The sequence below is a fragment of the Wolbachia endosymbiont (group A) of Clivina fossor genome, assembly GCF_964026865.1.
Classification (GTDB): domain Bacteria; phylum Pseudomonadota; class Alphaproteobacteria; order Rickettsiales; family Anaplasmataceae; genus Wolbachia.
The window spans coordinates 852,385-866,993 of the sequence record NZ_OZ034707.1 but is presented as its reverse complement, the minus strand read 5'-3'; the positions used below and the strand labels follow the sequence as shown (position 1 = coordinate 866,993).

12 protein-coding genes and 1 tRNA gene are annotated in these 14,609 nt (G+C 37.0%); 7 read left to right on the top strand and 6 right to left on the bottom strand.

Annotated elements, in window-relative coordinates:
• Nucleotides 1–479 precede the first annotated feature (479 nt).
• A complete protein-coding gene (locus AAGD99_RS04440; protein WP_341822704.1) occupies nt 480–1,490 on the bottom strand; it encodes a site-specific DNA-methyltransferase in 1,011 nt (336 codons plus the stop codon).
• 87 nt (nt 1,491–1,577) lie between these two features.
• Here AAGD99_RS04440 and AAGD99_RS04435 point away from each other — a divergent pair, with 87 nt between their 5' ends.
• Complete coding sequence (locus tag AAGD99_RS04435) at nt 1,578–2,276, top strand: helix-turn-helix domain-containing protein (protein WP_341823207.1); 699 nt, start codon at nt 1,578–1,580, stop codon at nt 2,274–2,276.
• A gap of 408 nt (nt 2,277–2,684) precedes the next feature.
• Here AAGD99_RS04435 and pdxH read toward each other — a convergent pair whose 3' ends face one another.
• Genes pdxH through AAGD99_RS04420 form a run of 3 tightly spaced genes read right to left on the bottom strand, consistent with a single transcriptional unit; the run spans nt 2,685 to nt 4,219 of the window.
• Nucleotides 2,685–3,278 (bottom strand): pyridoxamine 5'-phosphate oxidase, encoded by a 594-nt coding sequence (gene pdxH / locus AAGD99_RS04430; protein WP_341823206.1) that lies wholly within the window; start codon nt 3,276–3,278, stop codon nt 2,685–2,687.
• A 16-nt stretch (nt 3,279–3,294) separates the two neighbouring features.
• Nucleotides 3,295–4,110: a bifunctional DNA-formamidopyrimidine glycosylase/DNA-(apurinic or apyrimidinic site) lyase gene (gene mutM, locus AAGD99_RS04425; protein WP_341822703.1), complete on the bottom strand. Its 816-nt coding sequence runs from the start codon at nt 4,108–4,110 to the stop codon at nt 3,295–3,297.
• A complete protein-coding gene (locus AAGD99_RS04420) occupies nt 4,076–4,219 on the bottom strand; it encodes a hypothetical protein (protein ID WP_341822702.1) in 144 nt (47 codons plus the stop codon). Before AAGD99_RS04420 ends, mutM begins: the two co-directional genes overlap by 35 nt.
• Nucleotides 4,220–4,238: 19 nt before the next feature.
• Between AAGD99_RS04420 and AAGD99_RS04415 the strand changes: the two genes are divergently transcribed.
• Nucleotides 4,239–4,311, top strand: a tRNA-Thr gene (locus tag AAGD99_RS04415).
• Between the two features lie 53 nt (nt 4,312–4,364).
• On the opposite strand, the gene AAGD99_RS04410 is transcribed toward AAGD99_RS04415, so the two are convergent.
• Nucleotides 4,365–5,891, bottom strand: a complete 1,527-nt coding sequence (locus AAGD99_RS04410) for an acyl-CoA carboxylase subunit beta (RefSeq protein WP_341822701.1) — start codon at nt 5,889–5,891, stop codon at nt 4,365–4,367.
• 115 nt (nt 5,892–6,006) lie between these two features.
• On the bottom strand, nt 6,007–7,104 hold the full coding sequence (locus tag AAGD99_RS04405; protein WP_341822700.1) for a hypothetical protein: 1,098 nt from the start codon (nt 7,102–7,104) through the stop codon (nt 6,007–6,009).
• Nucleotides 7,105–7,238: 134 nt separating this feature from the next.
• Between AAGD99_RS04405 and der the strand changes: the two genes are divergently transcribed.
• The 5 genes from der (at nt 7,239) to AAGD99_RS04380 (ending at nt 14,605) form a co-directional block, all read left to right on the top strand.
• A complete protein-coding gene (der, locus tag AAGD99_RS04400) occupies nt 7,239–8,564 on the top strand; it encodes a ribosome biogenesis GTPase Der (protein WP_341822699.1) in 1,326 nt (441 codons plus the stop codon).
• Nucleotides 8,561–9,091, top strand: a complete 531-nt coding sequence (locus AAGD99_RS04395) for a disulfide bond formation protein B (protein WP_341822698.1) — start codon at nt 8,561–8,563, stop codon at nt 9,089–9,091. Before der ends, AAGD99_RS04395 begins: the two co-directional genes overlap by 4 nt.
• Nucleotides 9,066–9,608: a demethoxyubiquinone hydroxylase family protein gene (locus tag AAGD99_RS04390; RefSeq protein WP_341822697.1), complete on the top strand. Its 543-nt coding sequence runs from the start codon at nt 9,066–9,068 to the stop codon at nt 9,606–9,608. Before AAGD99_RS04395 ends, AAGD99_RS04390 begins: the two co-directional genes overlap by 26 nt.
• Before the next feature lie 323 nt (nt 9,609–9,931).
• Nucleotides 9,932–10,946 (top strand): IS630 family transposase gene (locus AAGD99_RS04385; protein WP_341822251.1). Its coding sequence is split into 2 segments (ribosomal slippage): nt 9,932–10,396 and nt 10,398–10,946, totalling 1,014 coding nucleotides; the frame shifts between segments, so codons are not numbered across the junction.
• Nucleotides 10,943–14,605, top strand: coding sequence for a hypothetical protein (locus AAGD99_RS04380; RefSeq protein WP_341822696.1), 3,663 nt, complete (start codon nt 10,943–10,945; stop codon nt 14,603–14,605). Before AAGD99_RS04385 ends, AAGD99_RS04380 begins: the two co-directional genes overlap by 4 nt.
• Nucleotides 14,606–14,609: the final 4 nt, after the last annotated feature.

Genomic DNA, 14,609 nt, shown 5'->3' with positions numbered 1-14,609 from the left:
GCGTCTTATTTTTAATTTTTTGCACTATGTGCACCTTATGTCTTCACAACATTTCTGGGTTTTTACCTACACAAGCTGAAACGCGCTTATAAGTCGTTTAAGACAGTATAGAACGCCGATTTACAGGATTAGAGAGTGACAACTAGCTAACACGGGGTTTCTTTTGCCTTTTTTTTCGCTTAGTAAATTTCTTAAACATTTAAACTAAGGTGAGTTGCATTTAAAAGCAGCTGAGTCGCGGTTATTAAACGTTTAAAACATAAAAAAACGCCAATGTTTTTAAATAGATGTTAACCGGGGCTTCTTTTGCCTTTTTTTTCATTTGGTAAATTTCTTAATGTTTATAGCTAACATGAACAAATATTTAAGAGTAACTTCTACTAGTAACGCTAATGTGGAAAGTGTTGAGGATAGGCAACAAAAATGCTTATATAAAAAATTATTGCTAAAAACGGGAAAACCATGAACAAAGAGCATAACTAAACTACTAATGACTGCTGAGTGAACTTAAGATCCAATACAGACTGCTTAGCCTTTAACACTTGCTCTTCACCATGAACAATGCGTTGATAAATAGTTTCTTTTGAGCATTCTTTTTTTAAGAACCTAAAAGCAGATGCAGCAAGATATTCTCTATTTTCTTCAAATGCTAACCAGTAACGGTCTTCTTGCTCACATACAAAACCTGTTGTGTTAGAACCAGCAAAAATATCTAAAACAACATCTCCTGGTTGTGTTAGAAACTGAATAAAAAATTGAGGTAATTTAGCAGGGAATCGAGCTGGATGCTCTTTTACACCTAGTTCCTTACATGCAGCAAGATACTGGCTGTTAGATTCTGAATTGGGAATCTGCAAAAGATTTGATGGAATAGCTCCTCCATTATCTTTACCAAAGCTACTACCAATATTATGTCCTGATGGTCGTTCTTTTGGAGTATAATAAGCCTTTGGGTTCTCGATAAGTTTTTTCATGCGGCCACTGTATTCCACTAGCACCTTTGTGACATCTGCTTTAGGCCACTCAGTTTTGCTGAACCACCATACTGTATTAACAGAATCTTTTGCTCTGATTTTTCTCTTATTTACCCATTCAATTGGACTTGGCAATTTAGAAGGATTATACCAATAGAAATCTTTTGCAAGGAAGAAGCCTATGTCATCACAGAAATGTATAAGCACTCTAAAATTATATAAACTTCTGGATGGCACGCCTTTTTCATAAGCCCCACCTAGATCAAGTACAAAACTGCCTGTATCTTTGAGTTTGCTATGTACTAATTTTGCAAATTGACTAAGCCATGCAACATATTCGGCTTGGGATTCATTTCCGTATTCTTTTTTTCTTTGCAAAGCAAACGGTGGACTGGTGATTACGAGATCTAAGCTATTATCTGGTAATTGCGGCAATAGGTTAAGAGAGTCTCCACAATATGCAGCTCCCCTGTCTGTAGTATATGTGGGTTTATTATTAAATTTAAATTTTTCCAATATATGTGCCATATGAAAGATACTTATAGTCTGTAGACTTATAATTGTCAACTATTATCTTACAAAGATGACAAAAATAAAAAAACAATCTTTGCGGTTACTTCTTTCCCAGAATATACGAAAGATAAGAAATATAAAGGGCTTTCCCAAGAAACTCTTGCTGATTTATGTGAATTACACAGAACATATATAGGCTCCGTTGAACGTGGTGAGAGAAATATCTCTATAGATAATGTTGAGCGCATAGCAGATGCCCTTGGTGTTGAACCTACTGCACTTCTAAATCAGGATCAAGACAGAAAATGTCTGAAAGATATATTTCCTCATATACGGAAGTATCAGGAGTTTGCTGTTAAGCATGGTATAAATGATATCTTTCAGGACAACGGCGGAAAAATCCTACAAGTCTTATTACTAACTGGACTCACTATTCTTCCAGCACGCGAGGGAAATGATGCCATTGATGAGTATGGTAATGAATATGAGCTTAAATCAGTAAATGCTCTTCTTACAAAAAGCTTTTCTACTCATCATCATATGAATCCTACAATAATTGCAAAATACCGAAAGGTGGATTGGGTATTTGCTATTTATGAAGGAATAGAGCTAAAAGAAATATATAAATTAACGCCGCAAGACCTTGAACCATATTATATTACATGGGAAAAGAAATGGCATGATACTGGTGGTAAAGACATCAATAATCCCAAAATTCCTTTAAAATACGTCAGAGATAAAGGTAAGCTTCTTTATCATTGTGATGAAAGAGTATGTGACCGCCACTAACTTCCTCCATCCCAGGTTGATTTTAAATTGTCCGGAATGCTGAAAATCCTAACATTTAACTCTTTTTTTGATAAACTTGTTTATTTGCTGTTTATTAAAATTTTCACTTCAAAATTTAACCTCACCAAAAGTATAAGAAGCCTGTCCAATGAAAAATTTGCAGTCCTTAACCTTCTATAACTAACCCAAGAAAGGTTTCCCTACGTCATACCGCCAAGGATAGATTCCGCTAACAAGTAGCGGAATGACGAATTTGTTGTTTTTCAAATTATCGGTAAACCTAAGTCACTTTAGCTATAAAATTATAAGTTATTTGCTCTTTTTTATCCTTAATCCAGAATTCGGATTAGTAGGGTGTCATCCAATTCTCAATGGTAAATTAAGAAGGGTCTGCAATAACGAATGTAGCTAGGGATATAATTGCTCTATTTTCCAATTGCTTCCCTCAACAAGAGTATATCTAAACCTAGTGTGTCTCCTATATTCACCTTCTTGCCAAAATTCAATTACTTTTGGGATTACGCAAAATCCCACCCAAAAGTCAGGACGAGAAACTTGTGTATTGTAAAATTCTTTCTCCTTCAATTTTATAGCTTGCTCAAAATCTTGCCAATCTTTCAGAATGCTCGATTGTTTTGAGCACCATGCGCTAATTTGACTATCGCGCGCTCGAGAAGAGAAGTATTTGTCAGTTCTTTCATCGTTTAGAAGTTTAACATCTCCTTCAATTCGCACTTGCCTAGCAAATTCTATCCAGTGAAACACTAATGCAGCTTTAGGGTTCTCGGTCAGTTCTTTTCCTTTTCTACTATTTATGTTAGTGAAGAACACAAAACCTTCTTTGCTGTATTCCTTTAGTAATACTACTCTTGCAGATGGAATGCAGTCTTTGCTACAAGTTGCTAGCATCATTGCAGTTGGTTGTTTACACGGAGAATTAAGTACTTCTTCATACCACTTTGAAAACAAGTTAATCGGATCTTTTTCAGGTAAAAATGTCATATTCAAAAATAAAATCTTAATTCTGACATACGTTGCAGAAATAAGTGCTACGGCCATTTTGTCGTATAAGTGTTATGATATTGTTGCAGATTTTGCAAGGTTTTTGAACTTTACCATATACGTAAAAGTTATTTTGAAAGTATCCAGCAGATCCAGATGGCTGTGCATAATCTTTCAGTGTTGAACCGCCTGCAGCAATTGCATCACTCAGAGTATTTTTTATTTCAGCAGCAAGTTTTTCGCACTCTCTATAGGTCAAGTCTTTTGCTGACCTGAGTGGTGATATGCGGGCTCTAAACAAACTTTCAGAAGCATATATATTGCCTACGCCAACTATTAATTTATTGTCCATTAATGCTGATTTGATATTCACTTTTTTGTTTTTCAGCAACTCCTGTAAATAGTCTCCACTGAATTCATCCGTGAGGGGCTCTATTCCAAAACCATCAAAAAAATTTATTTCTTGTTCTTTGCTTAAAATAATAACTAATCCAAATCTTCTTGGATCATTAAAGATTATTGAAGTATTATCGGAAAATAAAAATACCACGTGATCGTGCTTATTCCGCACTTGATCATGGTCAGCATATATAAGCTTTCCGCTCATGCCAAGATGTATGATTACATCCATACTACCATCTGTATTCCAGATCGTATACTTACCTCTACGCTTGATGTTGCTTATGACTTTGCCCTTTAGCATATCATCAATATTTTTTGTTATTGGGGCACGTAAATTCCAATTATTAACTATAACATTGCTAATTTGCTTGTTTTTAATTTTATCAAGCAAAAAGTTAGAGATTACTTCTACTTCTGGTAGTTCTGGCATCTTGTCTACTCTGTTGCTGCTTTTTTCTTTTCAAAATATTTTGCTTTAAAGCTTTCGCTAATCTTTTTTTCTCCTCTTCTTTTTCCTTATTCTTTTTTGTATTATTCATTATCATAATATATAAACTTGCCGTTGTAGCTCAGGTGGTAGAGTACGTCATTGGTAATGACGAGGTCCCAAGTTCGAGTCTTGGTAACGGCACACTGATTACACTTATAATATTGCATAACTTGTAAGCAAGGCCTAAAAGAAAGTTACAGAGGCAGGTTATCATGCTTTTTCCATATCCTTTCTACTTTCTTGTTTTTGAGTAGCTCTAATGCTTTACAAAAGTAATGCCTTGTTTTACTTGGCACTATAATGTCATCAATGTATCCATATGATGCAGCAAAAAATGGATTAGCAAATTTCTCTTTATATTCTTTGATTAACGTTTGCTGATCTTTTTCATGCCTAAATATAATTTCAACTGCACTTTCAGGGCCCATTACAGCTATTTCAGCAGTTGGCCAAGCATAATTTATGTCACCTTTTAAATGTTTCGAGTTCATAACGATATATGCACCACCATACGCTTTTCTAGTGATAAGGCTAATTTTCGGCACGGTCGCTTCAGCGTAAGCGTAAAGCAACTTTGCTCCGTGTTGTATTATATTATTGTATTCTTGATTTGTACCAGGTAAAAACCCCGGAACATCAATAAGTGTGATGATAGGAATGTTAAATGCGTCACAGAATCTTACAAACCTTGCAGCTTTTCTTGAAGAATCAATATCCAAACATCCTGCAAGGTGCATGGGTTGATTTGCAACAATACCAACAGTATTTCCTCCAATTCTACTAAAGCCAATTATAATATTACGAGCAAAATCAGGTTTTAGTTCAAAGAATTTCTTCTCATCACAAACTTTTTCAATGAGTTCATACATATCATAAGGAGTGTTAGGATTGGTAGGAACTAGAGTGTTTAAGGATTCATCAATCTCATTAACATCATTACAGGTTGGTACAGATTTCGGTGGTTCTTGATTATTTGCTGGTAAGAAAGTAAAGAATTCACGCATTTTTAGCAGCATCTCAACATCATTATTGAATGCAAAATCTGCCACTCCTGTTTTGCTTGTATGAATTTTTGCTCCACCGAGGTCTTCGAAGCTTACATCTTCATAGGTAACCTTTTTTACTACATCTGGTCCGGTTATAAACATGTATGAACTATTCTTTACCATGAAAGTAAAGTCAGTTAATGCTGGAGAATAAACAGCCCCTCCTGCACATGGACCCATAATTAAAGAGATTTGTGGTATAACGCCCGATGCATTTACGTTTCTTTGGAAAACTTCTCCATAACCAGCAAGGGAATTTACTCCTTCTTGAATTCTGGCTCCACCAGAATCATTTAGTCCGATAATTGGAACCCTGGCATTAATTGCCATATCCATAATTTTGCATATTTTTTTTGCATGTGATGCACCAAGTGATCCACCAAAGACAGTAAAGTCCTGAGAATAAACAAAAACTTTCTTGCCGAAGATAGTACCATGACCAACCACTACTCCATCACCTAAAAAATTAGCATTTTGCATGCCAAAATCAGTTGCGTGATGCTTCACGAATTTATCGTATTCCTCAAACGAATTTTCATCGAGTAATACACTGAGCCTTTCTCTAGCAGTTAATTTCCCTTTTTCGTGTTGTTTATTGATTCTGTTAGAACCGCCTCCTTTTTCAGCTTCTAGTGATTTGGTTTTTAGATTTTCTAGTATTTCAAAGTCTTGCATACAATAAAGTAGTTTTCAAATTAGTTGTAGACTTTATTAAGTTTACAAACCCTATTAACTATACACATACACTATTGCTATATGCAACAGTGTATGTGTGGACAGCTATTGCTTCTCAACTTCTCTGTTCAGCGCTCTTGCCAATGTTTTCAAGGTGATTGGATGTATTAGTATCGCCCATAGAAGAAAGAGGAGGTGAAACAGTTTTACTTTGTACAAAACTTTTAGCAGCTTCGACGACCTTGCTTACACGAGGTTCTTTTTCTAGCTCTTCAAGGTACTTTGAGAAGATTTCACAACTTTTATCATCAATATGCACTGTTATTGCACCAAAAGTTAATGTATTATCTTTTATAGAAGATAAAGTCATTTCAATTTTTTCATCATCACCCACTTTAAAGATCATTTTTACTTTGCCTTTCATATCATGATATTGTCCGTTTTTTATTCGGATTACATCATCTCCTTCTCCCATTCGCAATGCACCATATTCTAAGTCCTTAAATTCCGGAGAATTCATAAACTTTGCAGGAGTGATCACACTTTCTTCTGGACATTTTACACAATAAGATTCATTGTCTCTCTCTACTATGATTCCTTCTTTTTCGTCATTTTCAATACTGCTACACACAGCTTGCTCTAGGCTCAATAAGTAGCTGTTACGCTCTTCTTCTAGAGTTGAATCTACTGGTATACCGTCACAATATGAATCCAAAATTTCTTTTTTAATATATGTACCCGTTAAAATTAAATTGGATACTTTTAAGCAAAGAGAATCCAACTTTTCTTTTTCACTATTTTCAAGGCTTAAATTTTGTTTTTTGATTAGGCTTGCACTTTTTATCAGATAGCCTATTAATGATGTTTCTTTTATCGCTTCTTGCTCTTTTTCTTCAGGCATACCGTGCACCAACTTGCCCGGCATGCCAAACATGATTTTGTCCTTATCTGCATGCTTTATAACTTTTAATAGTTCATCTAACATTTTTCCTACAGTTTGGCTATCAGAAGGCACTTGATACTTTTTTTCTATATTTTCTGCTTGCTTTAAGATCTTTTCTCGTTTCTCCTTTTCAGATTTTTGATATATTGTCATGCTTAACTGGAAATCATTTGTTTTTTCTGGACGCTCTATTTTATATGAATGCTTTTGTGACCCTTGTTGTTCTAATTTTCCATTACCTACACTTTCTATTTGCTCTAGCCCTAACATAACTCCTCCATTTCACATAATAAAGTTAAGATAAAATATCTTGACTTGAGAATATTGATATAACCTACAAAGTCAATAGTTAAATTGCAAGATTTCGGTTATAATTTACTGTGTATAGAAGGTGCTCTTAAATTATGCTAAAAATCGCTATAGTAGGCCTACCAAATGCTGGTAAATCAACTCTTTTTAATAGATTGGTGGGAAGAAAAGCAGCGGTGGTCAGCAATATTCCAGGGGTTACACGAGATAGAAGAGAAGGAATAGGCAGAATTAGCGATTTAGAGTTTAAAGTTATAGATACAGGAGGATGGAACGACCAAACTAATTTTTCACTACAAGTTATTGAACAAATAAAATTTTCTCTATCCAATTCAAACATCATTTTCTTTCTTGTTGATGCAAAAGTGCAAAATGAGCAAAACAAAGAATTTGCAAAGTGGCTGAAGAGAAAAATAAATAAACCTGTGATACTGATAGCAAATAAATGCGAGAGTCATAAGTCTGAAAATGTTGATTATTTGCAGTTTTTTGATTTTCTTGGCCCGGTGTATATCTCTGCCGAACATAATCTTGGCATGGTTGATCTTTATGATGCATTAGCTGATGTTATTGAAAATTTGAATGAAAACACTGATCTATTGGGCAGTGAGTCCAGTAAACTTAGAATTGCAATCATCGGTCGCCCAAATGTCGGAAAATCAACTTTTTTAAACAGCCTACTTACAGAAAACAGAGTAATAGTGAATTCAGAGCCAGGCACCACACGTGATTCTGTAGATATTGTATATGATCATAATGGGGAGCTAATTACTCTCATTGATACTGCAGGAATCCGCAGAAAGGCGAATGTTATAGATGACTTAGAATCAAGATTTGTTGAAAAAAGCTTAGAATCAATCAAGCGCTCTCATGTGGTAGTTTTAATGCTAGACTCCCTAGTTGGTATTGAGCAGCAGGATTTATCAATTGGTGAAGCTGCAATTAAGGGAGGGAAAGGGATTATTGTTGTTTTAAATAAGTGGGATTTAATAGGTAAGGATGACAGAAGTAAGTTAATAAAATTTGTCAAACAACAGGAAGTGACTCGGTTATTCTTGAAAGTGCCAACTGTAACAATTTCTGCATTGAAAGGCATGCGCTGCGGCGATGTGATAGATAAGTGTCTTGAAGTGAGTGAATCTTTGAACAAGAAAGTCAGCACTGCAAAACTGAATAAGTGGCTAATTGATGCTTTAGATAGGCACTCTCACCCGCTTGTAAAAGGTAAAGCAGTTAAAATGAAGTATATCGCTCAAATTGGTACTAAACCTCCAGCTTTTTCTTTGATATGTAACATACCTGAAAGTGTTGATGAAAGTTATAAACGCTATTTAATTAATGATCTTAGAAAAAATTTCTTCGTAGATGGTGTGCCAGTCAGATTACTTTTGAAAAAAAATAAAAATCCCTATGCAAAATGAATACTCTGCTTTATACTTTCAGGGGTCTTTATAATAATTTACTTAAAGTCGTGTGTAATAACTCCAGAATTCCTACAATCTTTCTGCTATCAAGTGCTTTTGCTCTAATTTTTGCATATGTGCTAGAATATTTTTTCAACATGCTGCCATGCAAGTTATGTACATACGAGCGGGTAGTTTACTATGTTGCAGGGTTACTTGCAGTAGTATGCATGCTTAAAGACAACAAAATTCTAATCTATGCAATGTTTTGCAGCTACCTCATAGGTGCAGTAATATCTTTTTATCATGTAGGTCTTGAACTCCTCTTATTTCATGATGTTTTAGGTTGTACAGAGCAAGCAAGTGGTAACGTTAGTATAGAAGAGCTCAGAAATAATCTACTAAATCCTAATTACTCTCCATCTTGTGACAGACCTCATTACGTTCTAGGTGTTTCCTTAGCAACATGGAATTTAATTTATCTCATAGCAGCTCTGTTCGTATCAGGTAAGGTGTATTGTGGAGAAAGAAAGAAATCTAAATAATTTAAGGTACAGCAACAATCAGTTCTTGCAACAGGCAATTAGAGTAAATCATGCTGGGGAATATGGAGCTATTTGCATTTATTCTGGTCAAAAATTTATTCTTAAAAAATCTTCTATAATCAATGAAATAATTGAAATGGAAGAGCAGGAAAAAAAGCATTTTCACTATTTTAATGAGAAAATCAAAGAGCAAAAAGTTCGTCCTACTGTTTTGTTGCCAGTTTGGCGTGTTTTAGGAGTGTCACTTGGCGTTGCAACTGCCATTATGGGCAAAAAAGCTGCTATGGCTTGCACTGCTGCAGTTGAAGAAGTTATAGGGGAGCACTACAAAGAGCAAGTTTCACATTTAGAAGATGGGGAATTAAGAGAAACTATAAGTAAATTCCGCGATGAGGAGCTAGAACACAGAGATATTGCAATTCAGCACAATGCTGAAAGCGCATTTGGCTACAACATTTTATCCTCATTCATAAAAACAGGCTGCAAAGCTGCTATTTACTTGTCCAAGTTAATTTAACTAAGCAGCTTTCTTAAAGTGTTTTTAATGTTATGATGACAACAGAAACCAGGAAGAAATTCAAGTGTAACAGTTGCTTTATGACTATATTTGCATATTATCATTATTAATCAATAATTAATACTTGTGAATTAACTATATTTGGAGTATAGGTTACAAAGTGGTGGCAAAAGTGCGTTTTGAATTAGAAACGGGAGATGTAATACCTGTGGCACAGGTTATCATGTGGCTGCTAAAGTAAAAGTAATACCAATTCCTAAAAATAAATAGACGAATAAAGAAAAATTTCTAAAATAGAATAATTTAAGAATTAGTGGGGAGTTATGGCAGGAAAAAGTAAAGCAATAGGAGAAGAATTATATAATAAGTGTAACCTGGAATTAAAGAAGCACGGCATAAGAGGAGAGATAGGAAGAAGATTACAGGCAATAATATCTGCAAAAGAATATGGAATAACAAAAGTTGTTCAAATATACCGAATTACTAGAACTACATTGATGAAGTGGATTACAAGATTTAAGGAAGGAGGAGTCAATGCGTTTAAAATACAACCAGGACGTGGAGTAAAGCCGAAGTTGAGCTACAAGCAGCAAGAAGAAATTAAAAATGTCATAGCAGAAGAAGGAGCCAACCTAACGGCTAAGAAATTAAAAATCATAATTGAGAAAATGTTTTCTATTGAGGTAAGTAAGTCTACAGCACATAGACTGATGCAAAAGTTAGGTTTTTCGTATATTACTCCAAGGCCTGTGCACAATAAACAGGATAAAAATAAACAAGAAGAGTTTAAAAAAAAATCTTAATGAAACTATTGTCACGTATCCCGAAAAAGAGCTATTTTTCTTCGATGAGTCGCGGTTTGGCACACATTCAAAGATTGGACACGGGTGGTTTAAAAAAGGCATTAGGACACAGGTTAAGGTAAAATTAGGTAGGCAAAACTTTTATCTCTATAGTGCAGTTAATCCTAGAAATGGAGAGAGTTCTAGCTTATTCGTACCAAACGTCAATACTGATTGTATGAATATATTCCTTGAGCAGATGTCACAATATTTAGGAACAAGGGAGGCATTTCTTGTTGTGGATTGTGCAGGATGGCATAGATCCAAAGGTTTAAAAATACCACAAAATATTACCTTAATCTATTTACCTCCATATTCACCAGAGTTAAATCCAGTAGAGCGTTTATGGCAATATTTGAAAGACAATCTCATTAAAAATAGAATATATGACTCTGTTAGTTTATTGGAGGATACTGTATGTGCATTCATTCGTAATATTACGGAAAGTTCGATCAAAACCATTTGTTCTGTGAGTTATTTGCCTACTTATTTATGAGATTTGGTATAAGTAATGGTTTAGAGGTTGATATGAATCTTGAAGAATGTGAAAAATCTAGAAGCTTAGAAGCAAAAGTTGAATGTTTAATAAACGTGATTGAGACTCTGCAGGACAAAGTAAAAGGAATGACAGGACCTCCAGGTTATCGAGGTCCTCCAGGTGATAAAGGTCTAAGAGGTTATGAAGGTTTTCCAGGTCCTAGAGGTATTCCAGGTATTCCAGGTGAAAAAGGTAGACAGGGCGAGCCTGGGTCGCCAGGCTTTAGAGATCATTCAGGTCTTCCAGGTGGAAAAGGTTATCCAGGTCAAAAAGGTGAGCCAGGTTATCCAGGTCAAGATGGTAGAGACGGAACCCCTGGTCCTAAAGGACTAGATGGACCTCCTGGGCCAAGAGGTTTGCCAGGTCAAAGAGGCGAACCAAGACCACGTGGTCTCGATGGGCTGCCAGGCATACCTGGAGAAAAGGGCCAAAAAGGCGAGTTTTATGCAGTCTCAGGACTAACAGGAAAGCCAGGTCCTAAAGGTTTAAAAGGTGAGCCCAGTGCACCAGGACGACCAGGGTTAGATGGACAACCAGGAATAAAAGGTGAGCAAGGATTAAAAGGAGAAGTTGGTCCGCGGGGTCCAAAAGGAGATCTTGGAGAACTGGGATTGAAAGGTTCAAAGGGGAATATAGGCCCACAAGGTCCAAGTGGAACAAAGGGAGAGAAAGGTATTAGTGGTCCTCAAGGGCCAATAGGTCCAGAGGGTAAAAAGGGAGAACTGGGAAAAGCTGGTCCCCAAGGACCAAGAGGTTGGAAAGGTGAACCTGGTTCACAAGGCGAACAAGGTAAAACCGGAGCGCCGGGTACGGCTGGACTAAAAGGAGAAACCGGTCCACAAGGCTTTAATGGCACGCAAGGAGAAAAAGGTGCTCAAGGTCGAGTAGGTCCTAAAGGTGATAAAGGAGATTCAGGTCCAGTAGGTCCTCAAGGAGTTGCTGGAGCGCCAGGTGTGTCTGGTAATAAAGGGGATACTGGGTTGCCAGGAATGCCTGGAGAAAAAGGTGACCAAGGAAATGCAGGTCCAAGAGGCCCTCAAGGAAATAAAGGTGATCAAGGTTTAGTAGGTCCACAAGGTTTCAAGGGAGATAAAGGAGAACAGGGTATACAAGGTCCTAGAGGTTTCAAGGGCCTCTCTGGTTCAAGAGGCGCAAAGGGTGAACAAGGGCATAGTGGCATGGATGCAAATCCTGAAGAAGTTGCAGATAAGCTAGTCACTACTAGAGCCACTGGGTTTAAGGAGATGATGCTTAACTTCACTGATTCCAGTGGAAAAATGTTAATGGAAGAACTTGCAGGCAGTTCAAGTCTGCATACTGGGGTTGCACAAAAATTAATTGACAATGAAACCATTGCGAATAAAGTACTTGAATATCGTGATAAAGGTGGAAATTTACTGCTAGAGCAACAGATCATAGGAAGACTTTATGATGAAAATATTCACGAAGGAATAGCTACTAAACTAATTGATAACAGAGCTCAAGAGTTAGCAGACGCGTTACTAAGTAGTGCTGACAATGATACATTGGTAGAGAAACTTGCAAACAGTACTGAGCTAACAAAAAGCATTTCAGAAGAATTAAGGAAAAATCCAGGAAAAGTTCAAGGACCAAAAGGTGGTAAGGGAGATAAAGGAGCAGATGGAGCGCCAGGAATACCTGGAGAAAAAGGTGACGAAGGTATACAAGGTTCTCAAGGCTTTAATGGTACGCAAGGGAAGAAAGGTTCTCAGGGTCTAAAAGGGGATAAAGGTGAATTTGGAGCACCAGGAACAGATGGATTGCCGGGAGCAAAGGGAGATACAGGTCCTCAAGGTCTAGTAGGTCCTAGAGGTGATCAAGGGGATATGGGTGCAAAAGGAGTAGATGGATTGCCAGGAATACAAGGTCCACAAGGCTTGAATGGCATGCAAGGGGAGAAAGGTGATGTTGGATTACCAGGGATGCCTGGAATAAAAGGTAATCAGGGAGATATAGGTCCTCAAGGAGTAGATGGTGCTTCAGGTACAGATGGAGCGCCAGGTGTGTCTGGAGAAAAAGGTGATCTTGGTCTCAAGGGAGATAGAGGTGAAATTGGAGCACCAGGAATGGATGGATTGCCAGGTCCACAAGGCTTGAATGGCATGCAAGGGGAGAAAGGTGATGTTGGATTACCAGGGATGCCTGGAATAAAAGGTAATCAGGGAGATATAGGTCCTCAAGGAGTAGATGGTGCTTCAGGTACAGATGGAGCGCCAGGTGTGTCTGGTAATAAAGGGGATGCTGGTCCAAAAGGCGATATGGGTGATAAAGGAGATACCGGAGCGCCGGGTACGGCTGGATTAAAAGGTGACAAAGGAGTAGATGGAGCGCCAGGTGTGTCTGGTAATAAAGGGGATGCTGGTCCAAAAGGCGATATGGGTGATAAAGGAGATACCGGAGTGCCAGGTACAGATGGATTAAAAGGTGACAAAGGAGTAGATGGATTACCAGGGATGTCTGGAATAAAAGGTGATCAGGGAGACATAGGTCCTAAAGGCGATATGGGTGATAAAGGAGATACCGGAGTGCCAGGTACAGATGGATTAAAAGGTGACAAAGGAGTAGATGGATTACCAGGGATGCCTGGAATAAAAGGTGATCTTGGTCTCAAGGGAGATAGAGGTGAAATTGGAGCACCAGGAATGGATGGATTGCCAGGTCTAAAAGGCTTTAATGGCATGCAAGGAGAAAAAGGTGCTCAAGGTCTAGTAGGTCCTAAAGGCAACACAGGAGCGCCTGGTCCTAAAGGCTCAAAGGGAGAAGATGGAATAGGTGCTGCAGTTGCTGATCAGTTTCTGCGCAAGATGAATCAAACAAAAATTGAAATTCAGAATGCTCAGAAAGCAGCAGAGGTAGCTAAAAGCGCTTCTGAAAAATCTGCCAAAGAAGCTAAAGATTTTAAAGAAGAGGCTGACAATTTTGCTGATAAAGCATTTCAATCAGAACAAAATACTCAAGCACTTTATAGTAAGGTAAAGGATATATTTTGTAAAACAAAACCTACAGATCAAGTTTGTACTGCACGTATAAAGAAGAGGGAAATTAAAAATTCAGACAATCTGCCAGTGACAAGTGGAGCAGGTAGACCAACTTCATTTATATCTCAAGTAATAAATTTCTTTTATCCTTTTGTAAAACAAGATGAATATAAAATAGAGAATAAAATACAAGAGCTTAATCAAGTGGTAAAAGTAATGGATGCAGCAGATATTGCTACAAAATTTGAAAAAGTATTAGAAGAAACAGCTTCAAAATGCGGCATTCCAAAGAAAAGCCTAAATTTTGATCCAGTAAAACTACAGTCAACCATTCTAGATAGGTCATTATTTAATGATGAAAGTCGTAACGAGCTGTTAAAACTCTTATATTTATCTGCAAAAAAATCATGTCCAAATTACAAACAAACTGATAGATTTTTGACTACTTTCAAAGATCGTATGGAAAGAACATTAGAAAACAATGAGCAACAAAGGGGGTTTGTTAATATTGAGAAAACAGCAACAGATAACGAGCAGCCAAGGAGTTTTATGAGCGATGTCACTCCTCCAAGTAGTTTCAAGGCGATTGATCTGAAGGCTGTTAATTGTTTAAGGTAATAGT

Excerpts from the sequence above, each read along its gene's own strand:
- pdxH (WP_341823206.1), bottom strand. The coding sequence starts at position 3,278 with ATGACATTTTTACCTGAAAAAGATCCGATTAACTTGTTTTCAAAGTGG.
- mutM (WP_341822703.1), bottom strand. The coding sequence starts at position 4,110 with ATGCCAGAACTACCAGAAGTAGAAGTAATCTCTAACTTTTTGCTTGAT.
- AAGD99_RS04420 (WP_341822702.1), bottom strand. The coding sequence starts at position 4,219 with ATGAATAATACAAAAAAGAATAAGGAAAAAGAAGAGGAGAAAAAAAGA.
- AAGD99_RS04410 (WP_341822701.1), bottom strand. The coding sequence starts at position 5,891 with ATGCAAGACTTTGAAATACTAGAAAATCTAAAAACCAAATCACTAGAA.
- AAGD99_RS04405 (WP_341822700.1), bottom strand. The coding sequence starts at position 7,104 with ATGTTAGGGCTAGAGCAAATAGAAAGTGTAGGTAATGGAAAATTAGAA.
- der (WP_341822699.1), top strand. The coding sequence starts at position 7,239 with ATGCTAAAAATCGCTATAGTAGGCCTACCAAATGCTGGTAAATCAACT.
- AAGD99_RS04395 (WP_341822698.1), top strand. The coding sequence starts at position 8,561 with ATGAATACTCTGCTTTATACTTTCAGGGGTCTTTATAATAATTTACTT.
- AAGD99_RS04380 (WP_341822696.1), top strand. The coding sequence starts at position 10,943 with ATGAGATTTGGTATAAGTAATGGTTTAGAGGTTGATATGAATCTTGAA.